General features: G+C 68.3%; 18 protein-coding genes. 14 read left to right on the top strand and 4 right to left on the bottom strand.

Annotation, left to right across the window (positions count from 1 at the left end; translation table 11 throughout):
• Positions 1–6: 6 nt before the first annotated feature.
• Positions 7–1,038, top strand: coding sequence for an aldo/keto reductase (locus tag AC06G6_RS17130; RefSeq protein ID WP_479824049.1), 1,032 nt, complete (start codon positions 7–9; stop codon positions 1,036–1,038).
• A 20-nt stretch (positions 1,039–1,058) separates the two neighbouring features.
• Here AC06G6_RS17130 and AC06G6_RS17125 read toward each other — a convergent pair whose 3' ends face one another.
• Entirely contained in the window at positions 1,059–1,928 is an 870-nt protein-coding gene (locus tag AC06G6_RS17125; RefSeq protein ID WP_479824047.1) for a FadR/GntR family transcriptional regulator, read from the bottom strand.
• A gap of 142 nt (positions 1,929–2,070) precedes the next feature.
• Here AC06G6_RS17125 and AC06G6_RS17120 point away from each other — a divergent pair, with 142 nt between their 5' ends.
• The 7 genes from AC06G6_RS17120 to manD all read left to right on the top strand — a co-directional run bounded on the left by AC06G6_RS17120 (position 2,071) and on the right by manD (position 9,538).
• On the top strand, positions 2,071–3,366 hold the full coding sequence (locus AC06G6_RS17120; protein WP_479824045.1) for an ABC transporter substrate-binding protein: 1,296 nt from the start codon (positions 2,071–2,073) through the stop codon (positions 3,364–3,366).
• 111 nt (positions 3,367–3,477) lie between these two features.
• Positions 3,478–4,446: a carbohydrate ABC transporter permease gene (locus tag AC06G6_RS17115; RefSeq protein ID WP_479824042.1), complete on the top strand. Its 969-nt coding sequence runs from the start codon at positions 3,478–3,480 to the stop codon at positions 4,444–4,446.
• Positions 4,443–5,342 carry a carbohydrate ABC transporter permease gene (locus tag AC06G6_RS17110; protein WP_479824039.1) on the top strand — a complete coding sequence of 300 codons (900 nt, stop codon included), beginning with the start codon at positions 4,443–4,445 and terminating at the stop codon, positions 5,340–5,342. Before AC06G6_RS17115 ends, AC06G6_RS17110 begins: the two co-directional genes overlap by 4 nt.
• A gap of 7 nt (positions 5,343–5,349) precedes the next feature.
• Positions 5,350–6,498, top strand: coding sequence for a galactonate dehydratase (gene dgoD / locus AC06G6_RS17105; RefSeq protein WP_479824037.1), 1,149 nt, complete (start codon positions 5,350–5,352; stop codon positions 6,496–6,498).
• A gap of 5 nt (positions 6,499–6,503) precedes the next feature.
• Positions 6,504–7,190: a bifunctional 4-hydroxy-2-oxoglutarate aldolase/2-dehydro-3-deoxy-phosphogluconate aldolase gene (locus AC06G6_RS17100; RefSeq protein WP_479824035.1), complete on the top strand. Its 687-nt coding sequence runs from the start codon at positions 6,504–6,506 to the stop codon at positions 7,188–7,190.
• Positions 7,187–8,209 (top strand): sugar kinase, encoded by a 1,023-nt coding sequence (locus AC06G6_RS17095; protein WP_479824033.1) that lies wholly within the window; start codon positions 7,187–7,189, stop codon positions 8,207–8,209. The genes AC06G6_RS17100 and AC06G6_RS17095 overlap by 4 nt, the downstream gene beginning before the upstream one ends.
• Positions 8,210–8,308: 99 nt before the next feature.
• Positions 8,309–9,538, top strand: a complete 1,230-nt coding sequence (manD, locus tag AC06G6_RS17090; protein ID WP_479824031.1) for a D-mannonate dehydratase ManD — start codon at positions 8,309–8,311, stop codon at positions 9,536–9,538.
• Positions 9,539–9,675: 137 nt separating this feature from the next.
• On the opposite strand, the gene AC06G6_RS17085 is transcribed toward manD, so the two are convergent.
• The gene (locus AC06G6_RS17085) at positions 9,676–9,885 is read right to left on the bottom strand and encodes a hypothetical protein (RefSeq protein WP_307466081.1); all 210 of its coding nucleotides are present in this window, start codon (positions 9,883–9,885) and stop codon (positions 9,676–9,678) included.
• 63 nt (positions 9,886–9,948) lie between these two features.
• Entirely contained in the window at positions 9,949–11,085 is a 1,137-nt protein-coding gene (locus AC06G6_RS17080; protein WP_479824028.1) for a DNA alkylation repair protein, read from the bottom strand.
• Between the two features lie 122 nt (positions 11,086–11,207).
• On the opposite strand from AC06G6_RS17080, the gene AC06G6_RS17075 reads away from it, so the two are divergent.
• Together AC06G6_RS17075 and AC06G6_RS17070 are read left to right on the top strand one after the other, a co-directional pair.
• Complete coding sequence (locus AC06G6_RS17075; RefSeq protein ID WP_479824026.1) at positions 11,208–11,990, top strand: phosphatase PAP2 family protein; 783 nt, start codon at positions 11,208–11,210, stop codon at positions 11,988–11,990.
• Positions 11,991–12,040: 50 nt separating this feature from the next.
• A complete protein-coding gene (locus AC06G6_RS17070; protein ID WP_479824024.1) occupies positions 12,041–12,355 on the top strand; it encodes an MmcQ/YjbR family DNA-binding protein in 315 nt (104 codons plus the stop codon).
• A gap of 25 nt (positions 12,356–12,380) precedes the next feature.
• Here the strand turns inward: AC06G6_RS17070 and AC06G6_RS17065 are convergent, their stop codons facing one another.
• Positions 12,381–12,674, bottom strand: a complete 294-nt coding sequence (locus tag AC06G6_RS17065) for a MerR family transcriptional regulator (RefSeq protein WP_479824022.1) — start codon at positions 12,672–12,674, stop codon at positions 12,381–12,383.
• Between the two features lie 165 nt (positions 12,675–12,839).
• Between AC06G6_RS17065 and AC06G6_RS17060 the strand changes: the two genes are divergently transcribed.
• From AC06G6_RS17060 to AC06G6_RS17045, 4 genes are all read left to right on the top strand, one after another.
• Positions 12,840–13,265, top strand: a complete 426-nt coding sequence (locus tag AC06G6_RS17060; RefSeq protein ID WP_479828737.1) for an Hsp20/alpha crystallin family protein — start codon at positions 12,840–12,842, stop codon at positions 13,263–13,265.
• 114 nt (positions 13,266–13,379) lie between these two features.
• Entirely contained in the window at positions 13,380–13,796 is a 417-nt protein-coding gene (locus AC06G6_RS17055) for a DnaJ domain-containing protein (RefSeq protein ID WP_479824020.1), read from the top strand.
• Positions 13,797–13,943: 147 nt separating this feature from the next.
• The gene (locus AC06G6_RS17050) at positions 13,944–14,333 is read left to right on the top strand and encodes a hypothetical protein (protein WP_479824018.1); all 390 of its coding nucleotides are present in this window, start codon (positions 13,944–13,946) and stop codon (positions 14,331–14,333) included.
• Positions 14,334–14,455: 122 nt separating this feature from the next.
• The gene (locus AC06G6_RS17045) at positions 14,456–16,009 is read left to right on the top strand and encodes a GH1 family beta-glucosidase (protein ID WP_479824016.1); all 1,554 of its coding nucleotides are present in this window, start codon (positions 14,456–14,458) and stop codon (positions 16,007–16,009) included.
• Positions 16,010–16,074: the final 65 nt, after the last annotated feature.

Raw genomic sequence — 16,074 nt, 5'->3', positions numbered from 1 at the left:
AGTCCCATGCAATACCGCACCCTGGGCACCAGCGGCGCCGTCGTCTCCAGCTACGCGCTGGGCACCATGACCTTCGGCGCCGAAGCCACCGAGGAACAGTCCCACGCCGTCCTCGATGACTACCTCGCCGCGGGCGGCAACTTCATCGACACCGCCGATGTCTATGCCGCGGGGGTCTCGGAGGAAATCATCGGCCGCTGGCTCGCCGCTCGCCCGGAGGCACGGGACCGCGTGGTGCTCGCCACCAAGGGCCGCTTCCCGACCGGCGAGGCCCCGAACGACGTCGGCACCTCCCGCCGGCACCTGAACCGCGCGCTGGATGACTCGCTGCGCCGCCTCGGCGTGGAACAGATCGACCTGTACCAGCTGCACGCCTGGGATCCGATCACGCCACTGGAGGAATCCCTGCGGTTCCTGCACGACGCCGTCTGCAGCGGAAAAATCGCGTACTACGGCTTCTCGAACTTCCTGGGCTGGCAGCTGACGAAAGCCGTCCACCTGGCGCGTGCCCACGGCTGGAACGGGCTCGTGACACTGCAGCCGCAGTACAGCCTGCTGGTCCGCGAGATCGAGTCCGAGATCGTTCCGGCGTCGCTCGACGCCGGAATCGGGCTGCTGCCCTGGTCGCCGCTGGGCGGGGGCTGGCTCTCCGGAAAGTACAAGCGGGACCAGGCTCCGGCAGGCGCCACCCGGCTGGGCGAAAACCCGGAGCGCGGCATGGAGGCGTGGAAGGCCAGGAACGCGGACCCGAGGACCTGGGAAATCGTAGAGGCTGTGCACGAGATCGCCGGACGGCACGAGGCCAGCGCCGCCCAGGTCGCCCTGGCCTGGCTGGCGGCACAGCCGGCCGTGACCTCGGTGATCCTAGGCGTGCGCAGCACGGACCAGCTCGCCGACAACCTCGCGGCAGCGGACCTCGCGCTGACCGAGGGGGAGCTGCTGCGGCTGAGCGAGGTGAGCCGGCCGCGCGTCGGGGCCTACCCGTACGGGCCGATGGCGCAGGAGCAGCGGAGCCGGAAGATCGCCGGCGGCCGCTAACTCCACCACGCGGGGTCACTTCACGCCGGTCCCACCGCCGGGGATGAGCGCGATGTGACCCCGCGTTGTGTCACGGGCCCGAGGGAAGGCCGGGGGGCTGGCGCGGCTGCGGGTTCGGGGACGGGCGCGGGGACGGGCGCGGGGACGGGCGCGGGGACGGGCGCGGGCCGCTGGTGGCGGGACCAGATGTCGCCCATTTCCTCGGTGGACTGCTCCACGATCCGGCTCATCGCGGCGTGTGCCGCGTTCGCCTCGCCGCGCTGGATGGCACTGGCCACGTCCACGTGCAGTTGGAGTGCCTCGTGGTCCGGCAGGTGCGGCATCAGGCCGTGCTCGGTGCGCCCGGTCAGGACCTCGGTGACGAGGTTGTGCAGCTGGGCAAACATGGGATTTCCGGAGGCCCTGAGCACGGCGGCGTGGAACTGGATGTCCAGCTGGAGGAATTCGTCGTGCTCCCCGCGCTGGCCCGCCGCCCAGAGCCGCGCGGCCCGGGAGACGATATCGCTGCCGGCGTCCAAGGAGGCGCGCCCGGCGGCGAGGCGGGCGGCCTGCGGTTCGATCGCGCCGCGGAGTTCGTTGAGCGCCTGCAGCTGCTCGAGCCGCCTGGAGGAGGCGAGCCGCCAGCGGATGACCTGCGGGTCGTAGGCGTTCCAGGACTCCGCCGGCTGCACCACCGTGCCGAGCCGGCGCCGTGATTCCAGCATGCCCTTGGAGGACAGCACCCGCGTGGCTTCGCGGACCACCGAGCGGGACACCCCGTGCCGGGCCTCAAGTTCATCCAGGCGCAGGATCGAGTCCGGTGCCAGGGTCCCCTCGGCAATGGCGAGTCCCAGGTTGTCGACCAGCACGGAATGCAGGTCGACTGCGGACTCCGCCTTTGGGGTTTTCATAAATAAATCATACGTGTGGGGCGCAAGGGGTTGTTTAAGTCTGCTTTATTTATCTAAGATCGCTTCCAGAGCAGATGTAAAGATGCATTTGCGGCCGGCTGGACAGTGTGCCCAGCCCCTTAAAGAAACCAAGGGAGTCGTAATGAAGCGACGTTCGATCATGCAGTACGCGGCGGTCGCCGCGGTTCTGTCGCTGGGCCTTACCGCCTGCGGCGGCGCCAGCGGCAGCAGCGACGCCAAAGCCGCCGGCACCGTCCGGGTCACCCTCGCCAACCACGTCTGGACCGAAGGCATCAAGGCCGCCATTCCGGAATTCGAGAAGTCCAGCGGTCTCAAGGTCGAACTGACCCAGCTCGGCGAAGACCAGCTCTCGGACCAGTACAACGTCAAGCTCAACGCCGGCAGCGACGAGATCGACGTCATGATGTACCGCCCGCTGCAGGAAGGCAAAGCCTTCGCCAAGAACGGCTACCTCGCCGACCTGACGTCCAAGGTCTCCTCGGACTCCGGCTGGGACTGGAAGGACTACCAGGAGGGCCCGGTCAAGGCCACCACGGCCGACGGCAAGGTGGTCGGCGTCCCGATCATCACCGAACGCGAGGTGCTCTACTACCGCAAGGACCTGCTGAAGGCCGCCGGCCTCGAGGTCCCCAAGACCATGGAAGAGCTCGAAGCGGCAGCCAAGGCCATCAAGGAATCCTCGCCGGACACCGCAGGCTTCGTGGCCCGCACCGGCAAGTCCGCCGCCGTCACCCAGTTCTCCAGTTTCCTGTACAGCTTCGGCGGCGACTTCACGGATGCCAGCGGCAAGTCCGCCGTCAACTCCGACGCGGCCAAGGAGGCCTACGCCTACTACGGCGGCCTGATCCGGAACTACGGCCCGGCGAACGTCAGCACCGACATGAGCTGGCCCGAGGCGATGGCAATCTTCACCCAGGGCAAGGCCGCCTTCTACACCGAGGCCGACTCGCTCTACAAGAACGCCACCGACCCGGCCAAGTCCAAGGTCGCCGACACCGTCGGCTTCGCCGCCCTGCCCGCCGGACCGGCCGGTTCCAAGCCGTACAACATCCCGTCGTGGGGCCTGGCCGTCAACGAGGCCTCCGGCAACCAGGACAACGCCTGGAAGTTCATCCAGTGGGCCACCAGCAAGGAGCGCACCCTGGAAGCCCAGAAGGCCGGCGTCCCCGGACCCCGCGCCTCCGTCTGGTCTGACCCCGCCGGCACCTCCACCTACCCGGCGGACCTGGCCGAGGCCATCGCCGCCAGCGCCAAGAACGGCGTCGGCCACGACCGTCCCGAGGTTGTCACGGTCGGCAAGGCCCGCGAAATCGTGGGTGCCCCGATCGTTGCCACCATCACGGGCGAGGACGCTTCCTCCGCCGCCGACACGGCCCACGAGGCCTTCCAGAAGTTCCTGGACAGCGAAAAGAAGTAGCACGCCCGGCGCATCCTGCGCCTGAGTACTCAACCGCCCGGTGGGGCGGCGGCCCGGCCGTCGCCCCGCCCGGCCAGCTCTTCACTTCACCCCCGACTCCTTAGGTGAACCATGTCTGTATTGACCCCTCCCCGCAGCGCGCAGTCCGAGCCGCCGTCCGGCCGCAACGCCGGCCGCGCCCCCGGCGCCCGTGAGAACTTCTCCGCCTGGGCCAACCGGCACCGCAAGTGGCTGTTCGCCGCCCCCGCGATGATCTTCGTCGGCGTGCTCATCATCTTCCCGCTGGCCTGGACCCTGTACCTGAGCCTGACCGATTCGCAGGGCTCCGTCCGGGCCGCCTCCGAGTTCGTCGGCCTGGAAAACTACCTCACGGTCCTGTCCGACGTGGAACGCTTCTGGCCCGCCGTCGGACGCACGCTGTCCTTCACCGGCGTCGCCCTGGTCTGCGAGGTCGTGCTGGGCATGTGCATCGCGCTGCTGCTGTGGCGCCCGTTCCGCGGCGAGAAGTGGGTCCGCGTGGCCATCCTCCTGCCGCTCGTCGCCACCCCGGTGGCCGTGGGCATGATGTGGCGGCTGATCTTCGACCCGAACATCGGCTTCGTCAACCAGCTGCTCGGCATGGTCGGCATTCCGCCGCAGCCGTGGCTCTCCGGCCAGGACACCGCGCTGGGCACCACGATCTTCATGGACGTGTGGCAGTGGACCCCGATGGTGGTGCTGATCCTGCTCGCCGGCCTGACCTCGCTGTCCGAGGAGCCCGACGAGGCCGCCCGGATGGACGGCGCCAACGCCTTCCAGCGCTTCTTCCTCATCACGCTGCCGCTCATGATGCCGACCGTGATCGTGGCCATCCTGCTCCGCGGCATCGATGCCCTCAAGACCTTCGACATCCTCTACGCCACCAAGGGCAAGGGCGGCGGATCCTTCCACGAGGTGGAGACCCTCAACGTCTACGCCTACGGCCTGAGCTTCGACTACAACCAGTACGGGCTGTCCTCCGCGGTGCTGATCCTGTTCTTCATGATCATCATCGGCTCCATGTGGCTGCTGACCATGCGCAAGAAAGCGGTAAGCAAATGACCGTACTGTCCAATAACACCGAAACTGCACCCGAAACCGCCGCCACCGGCCGGCCCGCGCCGGCCCCGCGCCGCAGCAAGCCCCTGGGCGTCCGCGCCTACAAGGCGTTCCGCGTCGCCGCGCTGATCGCCGTCGTCATCTTCCTGGTGGCCCCGCTGTTCTGGATGCTGCTGGCATCCTTCAAGACCAACGTGGACATCTACGACTCCGGCAAATCGTTCTTCTTCACCCCCACGGGCGAGAACTACGCGAACGTGCTGCAGCGCAACAACTACTTCGTCTTCATCCTCAACAGCTTCTGGGTCGCCTTCGTCTCCACGGCCCTGTCCCTGGTCCTCGGCGTTCCGGCGGCCTACGCGATGAGCCGCTTCACGATGCACCGCTCGGCCCTCGTGGTCCTCATGGCGCGCGTCATCCCGGGCGTCTCCCTGCTGGTGCCCTGGTACTACGTCTTCTCCAACCTGAAGATGGTGGGCGGTTTCGAGGTGCTGATCCTCAGCCACATGTTCGTCTCGCTGCCGCTGATCGTCTACATCATGATGAGCTACTTCGACTCGCTGCCGCTGGAGCTGGAGGAGTCCGCGCAGGTGGACGGGCTCACCCCGATCGGCGCCTTCCGCCGCATCACCCTGCCGCTCTCCGTGGCCGGCATGGCCACCGCGGGCATCCTGTCCTTCATCTTCTCGTGGAACAACTTCATGTTCGCCCTGGTGCTCTCCGGCTCCAAGACCAAGACCCTCCCGGTCGCGATCTTCGACTTCGTCTCCTACGCCAGCATCGACTGGGGCGGACTGATGGCGGCCGCCACCGTGGTCACCATCCCGATCATGATCATTGCGCTCTTCACGCAGAAGTACATCGTCTCCGGCATGACCGCCGGCGCGACCAAGGGCTAGGCCACCGATGACACTGATCAGCAGGATTGAAACCTTCCTCGTCGCCCCGCGCTGGCTCTTCGTCCGGGTCGAGACCGAGAGCGGGATCGTCGGCTGGGGCGAGGCCAGCTGCGAGGGCCGCAGCGAAACGGTCCGCACCGCCGTCGACCAGCTCTCCGAGCTGCTCATCGGCAACGATGCGCTCCGGATCGAGGACCACTGGCAGGTGATGACCAAGGGCTCCTTCTACCGCGGCGGGCCCATCCTGGCCAGCGCCGTGTCCGGGCTCGACCAGGCCCTCTGGGACATCGCCGGCAAGCACTTCAACACCCCCGTGCACCAGCTCCTGGGCGGCCACGTCCGGGACCGGATCCGGATGTACGGCTGGGTGGGCGGAGACGAGCCCAACGAGGTCGCCGACCAGATCAGCGCCCAGCTCGAGGTCGGGCTCACCGCCGTCAAGATGAACGCCAGCGGCCGGATGAGCCCCCTCGGCACCGTGGCGGAGCTCGACGGCGTCGTCCGCCGCGTCGCCGCCGCCCGCGAGGTCCTCGGGGACCACCGCGACGTCGCGGTCGATTTCCACGGCCGCTTCAGCCTGGCCAACGCCCGGCGCGTGGCGCCGCTGCTGGAACCGTACCGGCCCCTCTTCCTGGAAGAACCCGTGGTCCCGGAAAACACCCACCTGCTGCGCGAATTCACGTCCTCCACCACGACGCCGGTCTCCACCGGTGAGCGGCTCTACAGCCGGCAGGAATTCCTGCCCGCGCTGCAGGCCGGCATCGCCGTGGCCCAGCCGGACCTCTCGCACGCCGGCGGCATCACCGAGGTCCGCAAGATCGCCTCGCTCGCCGAAATCTACGAGGTCCAGCTCGCCCCGCACTGCCCGCTGGGACCGCTGGCCCTGGCCGCCTGCCTGCAGGTCGGCTTCGCGACGCCGAACTTCCTGATCCAGGAGCAAAGCATCGGCATCCACTACAACCAGGGCGCCGAAGTCCTGGACTACGTGGTGGACAAGTCCCCGCTGAAGTTCGTGGACGGCCACATCGAACGCCTGACCGGCCCGGGTCTCGGCATCGAAATCGACGAGGCCGTGGTCCGCGCCGCGGACAAGCGCGGCCACGCCTGGCGCGGGCCCGTCTGGCGGCACCCCGACGGAGCCTTCGCAGAATGGTGAATGACATGACCGACGAGCTGACCACAGACCTGACGCCGGAGGCCCTGCTGGCCGGAATCCGGGAGACACGGCTGGTCGCCATTGTGCGCGGCACCGACGGCGGCGCCGCCGCGAAGGCGGCCCTCGCGGCCATGGAGGAGGGCTTCCGCTACGTCGAAATCGCGCTGACCACCCCCGATGCCCTCGCGGCGATCCGCGACGTCCGCGCGGCCGCCCCGGCCGGCTGTTTCGTCGGGGCCGGGACCGTGCTCACCGCGCAGGACGTCGAGCACGTGGCCGAGGCCGGCGGCCAGTTCATGGTCACGCCGGCGCTGGCCGAATCGATCGAGGCCTCCGCGGTGCGCGGCATCCCGGTCCTGGCCGGGGCGATGACCCCCACCGAGGCCTACGAGGCCATGACCCGCGGCGCCACCGCGGTCAAGCTCTTCCCCGCGTCCATCGGCGGACCGGGGTACCTCAAGGCGCTGCGCGACCCGTTCCCCGGGATCCCCTTCATCGCCGTCGGCGGCGTCGGGCTCGACGAGGCGGCCGGGTACTGGCAGGCGGGGGCCGTCGCCGTCGGCCTGGGCGGACCGCTCTTCGGGGACGCCGGCTCCGGCGGCGACCTGGACCCGGTGCGGGAGCGCGCCCGCGGGTTCGTGGCGCTCGCCGCGGACTTCGACCGCCGGCTCGCCGCGGAGCGCCGGCAGTGACTCCCGACCCTGTGCTTCCCGACCCGGGGATTCCTGAGCTCCTGACCTTCGGGGAATCGATGGTCTCGCTGCGCTCCGCCGGGCCGCTGTCCGCCGGAGGCTCCCTGGGCATGCATGTGGCCGGGGCGGAGTCGAACGTGGCCGTCGGCGTGGCACGGCTCGGCCACCGGGTGGGCTGGGCCGGCGTCGTGGGTGCCGACCCGCACGGCGAGTTCATCCTGCGGCAGCTGCGCGGCGAGGGTATCGCCGTGCACCACCGTGAGGATGCCGGCCGCGGCACCGGCGTGATGTTCCTCGAGCAGCGCACCGCCGACGTCACCCGCGCCTTCTACTACCGCGCCGGGTCCGCCGGATCCACCCTGGACCGGGACGACGTCGACCGGGCCTTCCGGAACGGCGCCCGCGTCCTGCACCTCACCGGGATCACCGCAGCCCTCAGCCAGGAGGCGCGGCGGGCCGTCGAGTATGCGGCCGCCCGCGCGGCCGGGGAGGGCCTGGAGGTTTCCCTCGACGTCAACTACCGCAGCAAGCTCTGGTCCCGGGACGAGGCGCGTGCCGTCCTCACCCCGCTGGCGCGGCATGCCAGCATCCTGATCGCCTCCGACGACGAACTCTGCCTGGTCGCTGCCGGCGGCGCTGCCGGCTCCGCGGCCGGTTCTGCCGGGGCGGGACCGGCCGGCGACGCCGAAACGGCCATGGCCGCCGAACTCCTGGACCGGGGGGTCCGGGAAGTCGTGGTCAAGCGCGGCGCTGCCGGCGCCGGCGTCCACACCGCCTCCGGCCGGTGGGAAACCCCCGCCGTGCCCGTCACCAGCATCGACACCGTCGGCGCCGGCGATGCCTTCACCGCCGGCTACCTCTCCGCCCTGCTCGACGGCGAGGACGTCGCCGGCCGCCTGCAGCGCGGCGCCCTCGCGGGAGCCTTCGCCGTCAGTACCGCCGGGGACTGGGAAGGCCTGCCCCGCCGGGCCGAGCTCGCCCTCCTCGGGGCCACGCCCAGCGGAACCACCCAGCGCTAGCGCCCCGTCCGGCCGCCCACGGCAGCCGTCGGCCGCCGTCGGCCGTCCCGACCGAACTTTAACTGAATTTAGCCCCAACACGGAAAGCCTGGACCAAAAGTGAAAATCATTGCCGCGGAAGTCTTTGTGACCAGTCCGTCCCGTAACTTCGTGACCCTGCGGATCACCACCGAGGACGGGGTGACCGGGATCGGGGATGCGACGCTGAACGGGCGTGAGCTTGCGGTGGCGGCGTATTTGAAGGAACACGTCGCGCAGCTGCTGATCGGGAAGGATCCGCACCGGATCGAGGACACGTGGCAGTTCCTGTACCGGTCCTCGTACTGGCGGCGGGGTCCGGTGACGATGGCCGCGATCGCGGCGGTGGACATGGCGTTGTGGGACATCAAGGGCAAGATGGCCGGGATGCCGGTGTACCAGCTGTTGGGCGGGGCGTCGCGGAGCGGGCTGCGGGCCTACGGCCACGCCTCGGGCGCGGACCTTCCCTCGTTGTTCGATTCGGTCCGGGAGCACCTGGAGCTGGGGTACAAGTCGGTGCGGATCCAGACCGCGGTGCCCGGGATCAAGGCCGTGTACGGGGTCGCGGCGCAGGCCCAGGCCTCGGGGGAGCGGTACGACTACGAGCCCGCCGGCCGCGGGGCGTTCCCGGCGGAGGAGGACTGGGACACCCGGGCGTACCTGCGGCACCTGCCTTCGGTGTTCGAGGCGGTGCGGAACGAGTTCGGCCCGGAGCTGCCGCTGCTTCACGACGGGCACCACCGGATGACCCCGATCCAGGCCGCGAAGCTGGGCAAGGCGCTGGAACCGTACGACCTGTTCTGGCTCGAGGACTGCACCCCGGCGGAGAACCAGGAGGCGCTGCGCCTGGTCCGCCAGCACACCACGACCCCGCTGGCGATCGGGGAGATCTTCAACACCGTCTATGACTTCCAGAGCCTGATCAAGGAACAGCTGATCGACTATGTCCGGGCCGCGTCGACGCACTTCGGCGGGATCTCGCCGCTGAAGAAGGTGATGGACTACGCCGCGCAGTACCAGATCAAGTCCGGCTTCCACGGACCGACCGACATTTCCCCGGTCGGGTTCGCCGCGCAGCTGCACGTGGGCCTGGCGATCCACAACTACGGGATCCAGGAATACATGCCGCACTCGGACGCGACGAACACGGTGTTCGAACAGTCCATGACGTTCGTCGACGGCTACCTCCACCCGGGCGAGGCGCCCGGCATCGGGGTGGAATTCAACGAGGAAGCCGCCAACAGCTACCCCTACCAGCAGGCCTACCTGCCCTACAACCGCCTCGTCGACGGAACGGTCCACGACTGGTGACGGTTCCGTCCTGACAGTTCCTGCCAAGGCGGTTGGCACAAAAAAGGTCCCGGGCGGGAGTCGATGCTCCGCCGCCCGGGACCTGGCTTTTGCGCTGCAGTCAGTCGCCTACGTCAGTCACTGAGGCTCTGCCGGGTTCAGTTGATGAGTTCCCGGGTCATGCCGAAGGGCACCTGGTCGGACAGCGCCGCCGTGTAGTGGCCGGCCTTGTGCCGGGTGAGCAGGATGCCCTGCGTCCCGGTTTCCATGGCGATCTGCTGGAGGCCGCGGACGGCGTCGTCGAGCCGTTCGTCAAGGACCTGACGGCTGTCGACCTGGATCTCAATGCACTCGGTTGCTGTGGTCATGGCTTCGTCCTTCTTGGGTTTTACTCGTCGGCCCCAATGATTGAAGCGACAATAACGTCATATTTATCGGCCCGTCAAATCACCGTCCCGGCCCTCACCGGTGTCGGTCCGCACCAAGAATTCGGTCGGCGCGTACCGCACGCCGTTGACCTGCAGTTCCAGTACATGCGCGCCCGGATGATGGCGCCGCGTGGTCATCTGGCGGAACGCATGGCGCTTCGAGAATTTCGCCGACTCGCCCGGTCCGAGGACGGACGTTCCGAGCTTGAAAACCTTCTCCGCCTGGCTGCCGTTCGCCTTCGCATAGTGCACCACATAGTCGACGGCGAGCCGGGCCTCCGCGGGCCCGATATTGGACACCTCGAAGTCGAAGGCAAGCTCTCCGGGAAGCTCGACGACGGTGCGGTCCAGCCGGGGCGGCGTCACCGCGAGCGACGCCGGCGGGAACCCCAGCAGCTCCAGCGCGCCGGGGTGGGCCTTCTTGAGCAGCGTCCGTAGCCCGTGCCGGACCACCCTGGGCGTGTTCGCATCCGGGGCGGCCAGCCATCGGGCCGCCGTGGCGACGACCTCGTCGGGGGCGTGGCGGGCCAGATCGTTGAGGTGGTTGGCCACCGAGCGCCGGACATCTTCGACCGGGTCCCGGTACAGGGCATCGAGGATCGGCAGGGTCGCGGCGGGCCGGTCCGTGATCTCCGGGACGCGGATCGCCCACGGCAGGTAGGCCCGGGTGCCCTCGCTGGCGAGCCGGCGGACCTGCCAGTCCGGATGGGAGGTCCAGCCCTGGATGACGGCCAGTGCCCGGTCCAGGTCGGCCGCGAGGAGCCGCCGGATTGCGAATTCCGAGGTGAGCCGCGGCGTCAGCTCGGCGAGGAGCGCCAGGCAGTCCTCGAAATCGCCGGTTTCCTTGCGGGCCAGGGCGAGGGTGGCCGCCGTCTCGGTCACGGGCCAGATCATCCAGCCGGTGAAGTCCGGATCATCCAGCGCCCGCCGGAAGATGGCTGCGGCGCCGGAGTAGTTTCCCGGCAGGTCAGCCAGGAGGGCGCGGCTCAGGAGGTCGGTGCGTTCCCGCAGGCTCAGTTCGTCGAGCGCTCCGGCCGTTGCAGCGAGTCGGGTCAAGCTGTGTCCCGGTGCGGCCGCGGCGAGGATCCGCTCCAGCGAGCGGACCACGCCCGGGTTGATGAGTTCATTCATAACGCCCATGGCTTCAGGCTACCCGGGCGCGCGCCACGGGGCGGGCCGGGGAACCGCCAGCCCCTGCGGCACCGGAACCGGGATATTCTTCACGAAGGAAGTGACCACACGGCGCAGAAGCGGAGACGGGAATGGCAGAGGAAAACACCGGGAAATCGCCCGGCCGGTGGCGGGTGTTCCACGACAAGTTCGTCGTGGAGGAACGATATATGAGTGAGGGGGACCGGAAGAACCTGTACCGGATCGCCGTCGGCCTCATGATTCTCGGCGCGGTGCTGTTCTTCTCGATCCTTGCCGGTGTCCTACAGCAGAACGGCCTCGCTGCGGGCGACGAACCGGTACGTTCCTGGCTCCTGACCCTCCGCTCCGAACCGCTGACGACGAGCATGATCATCCTCGCGATCGTTTTCGGACCCGTTGCCTTGCCGATCATCATCCTTGTGGTGACGGTTGCCTGGGGCCTGCTGGCCAAGCACGCCTGGCGGCCGATGCTCCTGGCCGGCGCCATGCTCACCGGCGTGATCCTGGCCCAGATCATCGGGCGCACCATCGGGCGCCAGCGCCCGCCCGTGGATCTGATGCTTTTCGGCGCGGACTACACCTTCTCCTTCCCATCCGGCCACGTCCTGGGCGCCTGCGACTTCCTGCTGGTCAGTGCCTTCCTGGTCTTCTCCCGCCACCACAACCGGCTGGCCGCCGTCGCGGGTTTCCTGCTGGCCGGCGTGGGGATCTTCTTCGCCGCCGTGAGCCGGCTCTACCTGGGCTACCACTGGCTGACCGACGCGTTCGCCTCGCTGTCCATCTCGTTCGTGATCCTCGGGGGCGTGATCGCCCTGGACACCTGGCGGACGGCCCGAATCCGCGGTGAGCAGATCACCGGAACGCTCTCGAAGGCCGACACGAGCCAGCCCTAACTCCCCGGCCGCCTCTTGTCCCGCCCCGGCGCCGGTGCCACAGTGGGTCCATGGCCACCGAAGATGATGTCCGCCGTGCTGCCCTGGCACTGCCGGGCGTGGTCGAACGGTCCAGCTGGGGCCAGCCGACCTGGTTCGCGGCCACGCTGATGGCCCGGATCTGGGAAGACGGGGTGCTCACGGTCAAGACCGAGGAACGCGAAGCCCTGGCGGGAACGGACCCGGACACGTTCTTCTGGACCCCGCACCACGAGCGTTCACCGCAGCTCGTGCTGGTCCGTCTCGACCGGATCGATACCGGGGAACTGGGCGAACTTCTCGAGGAATCCCACCGCCTTGCCGGGGGCCGGAAGCCCCGGGCGTAATGGGCGCGACAGCGTCGCCGGACCGCTAGCTCCGGCGCGAGCGGAGGCGGTTCAGCTCACCCTGCAGCCGGGCGTTGACCGCCTCCAGTTCCAGCACCTTGGCCACCCCGGCAAGGTTCAGCCCCTCCTCCAGGAGTTCGCTGATCCGCCGCAGTACTGCCAGGTCCGCGTTGCTGTACTGCCGCGTTCCTCCGGCGGTGCGGTCCGGCGTCAGCAGACCCTTCCGCTCATAGAGCCTGATGTTCTGCTGCCCGGTCCCGACCAATTGCGCCACCACGGAGATCGCGTAGACGCCCAGCTCCTGACCACGTTCCGTCACGGTGCTCCTTTGCAGTCTCCAGCCGCCGGTTCCGGCGTGCCAAAACTTTTCCTCTTGCATCAGTGTCGCACCGGTGTTATAAAAAATCTATATCCACCACCACAGATAATTCGGTTGGCTGGATACATCAAAGGATAGAACTCTCGCATGAAGGAGTGGGAAATGATGTTGATGCGTACGGACCCGTTCCGTGAACTGGACCGGCTGACCCAGCAGGTTTTCGGAACGGCGGCACGGCCCGCTGCCATGCCGATGGACGCATGGCAGGAAGACGGCGAATTCGTCGTCGCCTTCGATCTGCCCGGCGTCAACGTTGACTCGGTGGACCTCGACATTGAGCGCAACGTCCTGACCGTCCGGGCTGAACGGCGCGACCCGACCCAGCCTAACGTTGAGCTGATTGCCTCGGAGCGCCCACGCGGCGTCTTCAGCCGCCAGCTCATCCTTGGCGACACCCTGGACACCGAGAAGGTCAAGGCGTCCTACGCCGACGGCGTCCTGACGCTCCGCATTCCGGTTCTGGAGCAGGCCAAGCCGCGGAAGATTGAAATCACGCACACACAGGACAAGATGCACGAGATCGGGAAGTAGCTGCGGCGGCGGACGCACACCGTCGAGCCGTCGATTAGCGCGGGGACCAGAGGGCGCCGGCAGCAGCCGGCACCGTCTGGTCCCCGCCCGGTCCGTCCAGAGGGCGGTGAACTGATGAATCGCGACCCCCGTGGCTACTACGCTGCCTTGCACGTGACGCCGGATGCGACGACGGCCGAGATCCAGCACGCCTTCCGGGCGCTGATGCGCCTCCGCCACCCCGACGTCGAAGCGGCCACCCGTGCCGGCGCCAGTGGCGGAACCGGCGCTGGATCCGGAGACGGGGACGGCGACGGCGACGAAGCGCGGCGCATCCTGGAGTCCTTTGCGGTCCTGCGGGATCCCAAATCCAGGGCGGAGTATGATCCGGCGGCAGCGGCAGCGGCAGCGGCAGCGGCAGCGGCAGCGGCACCGTCTGCCGGGACCGGCGGCACTACCCCCGGAGGCCGGGAGATTCCGGTGCGCCACCACCGACAGGAGCGCCCGGTCCTGCGGGTTACCCCGGTGCGGTGGGAGCGCGGTCCGCTGTGATCCGGCCGTCGGCACCCGGCCAAGAACCCCAAGTGAGCCGAGAACCCCACGTGACCGGGCCGCCGGCACCCGGCCAACAACCTCAAGTGACCGGGCCGCCGGCACCCGGTCAAGGAGCACAATAGGCACTATAGAAGGAGGGCGGCCATGACCACATGGCGCCGCTACGATTCGCATCTGATGCCGGTCTTCCACGAGCGTTTCGAGGCGCGTTGGGGCAAAGGGACAGCCCCTTTCCTTGACCCGGAGGCCCACGAAGCGCCGCTTCCGCGGGCCCAGTGGATCAACATCGACACCGGGGCCGCGCTCGCGGTGGTCCCGATCTGGACCGCCGATGACAGCCAGCACCGCTCCTTCGGCGTCTTTTACCTGCCGCCGACCGGGGATATCTGGGTGCTGCGGCCGGGGTACACGAGTTATCTGGAGCCTTCCGCGGACGAAACGGAACAGCTTCTGGCGCTGCGGAACGACGCGTTCAAAAAGGCCGTGGCGCACGCCAAGGAATTCCTGTTCGGGCCTGAGGCCGCCGCGTACTAAGGTTCCGCGGGAGCTGTTCCGGACGGCGAGGCGATCGGCACGCGGGCGCCGGTCGTGGCGCGGGGATGCGCCGCGGCCTAAAATCAGTCAACTGCCCGAAACTACATAGGGGAAATCCACTGATGAAAGCATCAGCCAAGGACCTGGCCGCCCTGCTGCCGCCGCGTTTCACCCTCGGCGTGGCCACCGCAGCCTTCCAGATCGAAGGTGCCCTGGATGAGGACGGACGCGGTCCCTCGGGCTGGGACCACTTCGCCGCCAGGCCAGGTGCGATCGTGGGGGACCACAGCCCAGCAATTGCGTGCGACCATTACCACCGGATGCCCGAAGACGTGGCCCTGATGAAAGAACTCGGGGTCGACTCCTACCGGTTTTCCCTGTCCTGGTCACGCATCCAGCCCGGCGGCAGCGGGCCGGTCAATCCCGCGGGCCTCGACTTCTACGACCGGTTGATCGACCTGCTGCTGGCTAACGGAATCGCACCGATGGCAACGCTGTATCACTGGGACACGCCGCTGGAGTTGGATGAGGCCGGCGGCTGGATGAACCGGGACACCGCCTACCGGCTGGGGGAGTTCGCAGCGATCGCGGCGGCCGCATATGGAGACCGGGTGACCCGCTGGGTGACGGTCAATGAACCCGCCACGGTCAGCACCAACGGCTACATGCTGGGGATGCACGCGCCGGGTGAAGCGCTCATGCTGAAGGCCCTGCCCAGCGTCCATCACCAACTGCTGGGCCACGGGTTGTCGTTGCAGGCGCTCCGGGCCGCCAATGTGCCGGGCGACATCGGGATCACGAATGTCTATTCGCCGATGGTGCCGGCCTCGATCAACCCCCTGGACAAGCTCAGCGCCGGTCTTATGGACATGGCGCAGAACCGGCTCTACGCGGACCCCGTCCTGCTCGGCAAGTACCCTGACGCAATCCGGGCGGCTACCTTGTTCTCCTCCTTCAGCCCGTCCAGCGAAGACATGAAGCTGATCTCGCAGCCGCTGGACTTCTACGGGCTCAATTACTACATGCCAACGCGTGTGGCGTCCGGCCCGGGTGACGGCGCCGTGCCCAAGGGGATGGCCGAGGCTATGGGCGATGACCTGAGCGGCACCGCACCCGGCTCCCCGTTCCACATTGTCTCGTTCCCGGACACCGAGACCACCGCTTACGGCTGGCCCATCAAACCGGAATACATGTCCGTCGCGCTCGCGGAAATGGCTGAGCGTTACCCGAACCTTCCGCCGGTCTACATCACCGAGGGTGGGGCGAGCTTCGAAGACCTCGAGATCCGGGACCCGGACGGCGGGCTGATCATCCCGGACGAACGCCGCGTGCGTTACCTGGCGGACCATATTGCTACCGCCATCGAAGCGGCGTCACCCGGGGGCGCTGCAGAGTCGGTCGAGCTTCGCGGGTACTACGTGTGGTCACTGATGGACAATTTCGAATGGTCGGGCGGCTACAAGCAGCAATTCGGTCTGCTGCACGTGGACCGCAAAACCCAGGAGCGCACCAAGAAGGCCTCGTACTACTGGCTCCAGGAAGTCCTCGCGGCCCGGCACCGGGACGCCGTCCCGGAGACCCCCGATGCCGGCGCCCGTGCCGGCGCAGAGCCGGTCCCGTCTGACGCTGTGCCGGTCGCGTCCGATGCCGCCGACCCCCAGCCTGCAGGCTCGTAGGCGAATAGGGACCAGTCCGGGAAGGGGTCCGGGGGCAGTTCCAGGTTGGGATCGCCGCCGGGGTC

It is taken from the genome of Arthrobacter sp. CJL-S3, from assembly GCF_056711635.1.
This window is presented reverse-complemented; position numbering and strand designations above follow the sequence as displayed.

Bases quoted from the DNA above. Each gene is read 5' to 3' on its own strand.
- AC06G6_RS17130 (WP_479824049.1), top strand. From the start codon at position 7: ATGCAATACCGCACCCTGGGCACCAGCGGCGCCGTCGTCTCCAGCTAC.
- AC06G6_RS17125 (WP_479824047.1), bottom strand. From the start codon at position 1,928: ATGAAAACCCCAAAGGCGGAGTCCGCAGTCGACCTGCATTCCGTGCTG.
- AC06G6_RS17120 (WP_479824045.1), top strand. From the start codon at position 2,071: ATGAAGCGACGTTCGATCATGCAGTACGCGGCGGTCGCCGCGGTTCTG.
- AC06G6_RS17115 (WP_479824042.1), top strand. From the start codon at position 3,478: ATGTCTGTATTGACCCCTCCCCGCAGCGCGCAGTCCGAGCCGCCGTCC.
- AC06G6_RS17110 (WP_479824039.1), top strand. From the start codon at position 4,443: ATGACCGTACTGTCCAATAACACCGAAACTGCACCCGAAACCGCCGCC.
- dgoD (WP_479824037.1), top strand. From the start codon at position 5,350: ATGACACTGATCAGCAGGATTGAAACCTTCCTCGTCGCCCCGCGCTGG.
- AC06G6_RS17100 (WP_479824035.1), top strand. From the start codon at position 6,504: ATGACCGACGAGCTGACCACAGACCTGACGCCGGAGGCCCTGCTGGCC.
- AC06G6_RS17085 (WP_307466081.1), bottom strand. From the start codon at position 9,885: ATGACCACAGCAACCGAGTGCATTGAGATCCAGGTCGACAGCCGTCAG.
- AC06G6_RS17080 (WP_479824028.1), bottom strand. From the start codon at position 11,085: ATGGGCGTTATGAATGAACTCATCAACCCGGGCGTGGTCCGCTCGCTG.
- AC06G6_RS17075 (WP_479824026.1), top strand. From the start codon at position 11,208: ATGGCAGAGGAAAACACCGGGAAATCGCCCGGCCGGTGGCGGGTGTTC.
- AC06G6_RS17070 (WP_479824024.1), top strand. From the start codon at position 12,041: ATGGCCACCGAAGATGATGTCCGCCGTGCTGCCCTGGCACTGCCGGGC.
- AC06G6_RS17060 (WP_479828737.1), top strand. From the start codon at position 12,840: ATGTTGATGCGTACGGACCCGTTCCGTGAACTGGACCGGCTGACCCAG.
- AC06G6_RS17055 (WP_479824020.1), top strand. From the start codon at position 13,380: ATGAATCGCGACCCCCGTGGCTACTACGCTGCCTTGCACGTGACGCCG.
- AC06G6_RS17050 (WP_479824018.1), top strand. From the start codon at position 13,944: ATGACCACATGGCGCCGCTACGATTCGCATCTGATGCCGGTCTTCCAC.
- AC06G6_RS17045 (WP_479824016.1), top strand. From the start codon at position 14,456: ATGAAAGCATCAGCCAAGGACCTGGCCGCCCTGCTGCCGCCGCGTTTC.